General features: G+C 37.3%; 1 protein-coding gene. It reads right to left on the bottom strand.

The features are described from left to right. Positions 1–164 precede the first annotated feature (164 nt). Positions 165–1,304: an acyl-CoA dehydrogenase family protein gene (locus V7124_RS06210; protein ID WP_335487139.1), complete on the bottom strand. Its 1,140-nt coding sequence runs from the start codon at positions 1,302–1,304 to the stop codon at positions 165–167. Positions 1,305–1,632 lie beyond the last annotated feature (328 nt).

The raw sequence follows: 1,632 nt of genomic DNA on the forward strand, positions 1-1,632 counted from the left end.
GACATTGGAATTACTTCCTTGAGTCTGCCCACGCACGAAGAAAATGCGTTAGCATTTTCGAGGAGTCGAGCCCCTTTCGCTCCAATCAACAGGTTCTAAAATCAACAGTTTTCCTTACACAGCCTTTAGAAAGTCAGCCTTTTTAATCTTCCCTATTCTTCCATTTAACAACCAATTAATCGAGCAATAACGGTTCTTTGAATCTCTGAGGTCCCTTCGCCAATTTCTAGCAGCTTAGCGTCACGCATCATTCTCTCAACATGATATTCTTTCATGTAGCCATATCCGCCATGTAATTGAACCGCTTGATTGGTTACCTCCATACATATTTCAGATGCATAAAGTTTACACATCGAAGCTTCTTTACTAAATGATCTGCCTTGATCCTTTAACCAAGCAGCCTTATAAACCATATTTCGCGCTAACTCAATTTTCATCGCCATATCTGCCAGCTTAAACTGAACGGCTTGGAAGGAGGAAATTGACTTTCCAAACTGTTTTCGCTCTTTTGTGTACTTTAAAGATTTTTCAAACGCCCCTTGAGCAATTCCTACAGCCATGGCACCAATTCCAATACGCCCACCATCAAGTGTAATCAAAAATTGTTTAAAGCCTTCTCCTTTTTTACCTAGTAAGTTCTCTTCTGGAACTCTTACATCTTCTAGGACAAGTTCAGTTGTATTTGAAGCATTAAGACCCATCTTTTCGTAATTATCAATGATTGAGAATCCTTTTACATCAGTTGGTACGATGATAGCACTTATTTCCTTTCTGCCTGCATCCATGCCGGTTATAGCCGTAATAGCTAATTGTTTTGCATAACTTGCATTTGTAATAAAACATTTATTCCCGTCAATGATAAATTCACCACTGTTTGTTTTGGCTGTAGTTCTAGTTCCACCAGCGTCAGAACCTGCATTAGGTTCCGTCAATCCAAAAGCACCAAATGATGCTCCCGTGCAAATAGGTGTTAAATATTTTTGTTTCTGCTCTTCTGTACCAAATAAATATAATGGTGCTCCACCTAATGAAATATGTGCTGAATAGGTAATTCCAGTTGAAGCACATGCTCGGCTTAGTTCTTCGGTAACAATCGCAAAACTAACAGTATCCGCTCCTCCACCTCCATATTCTTCAGGAAATGGCAGACCCATTATTCCCATTTCCGATAACTGTTTAAAGACATCTAACGGAAATTGTTTATTTCTGTCCCTCTCAATCGAACCAGGTGCAACGACTTCGTCGGAAAACTCGCGGATTGTCTTTTTTATCATTTCTTGTTCCGATGTTAAATCAAAATTCATATCCATCCCCCTTTATAAAAGAAATGTATGCGCTTACTAATATTATAAATGGGGTTCAATAACATTCTCAAGATTTAAAAATTTATAAATATTTAAAATTATTTCCGGATAGGTTTATATTGCTAATTATAATCAAGGAGTAAGGAATTCATCCATGAAAACCTTTATTACAAAAGTGATTAATGATTGAAAAGAAAAAGATTACTTTTACCTATTTGCAAAGTGTAAAACAATTCAGTAAAATAAATACCAATACAGTAAGTGCTTTCATTTCCAAGGCTATTTAAACTTGACTGCTGATTTGAGCTCCAGGCGCTACGCTTTCCGC

It is taken from the genome of Neobacillus niacini, assembly GCF_036961885.1.
Classification (GTDB): domain Bacteria; phylum Bacillota; class Bacilli; order Bacillales; family Cytobacillaceae; genus Neobacillus; species Neobacillus niacini_H.

Coding starts and splice junctions, on each gene's coding strand:
- V7124_RS06210 (WP_335487139.1), bottom strand. CDS start 1,304: ATGAATTTTGATTTAACATCGGAACAAGAAATGATAAAAAAGACAATC.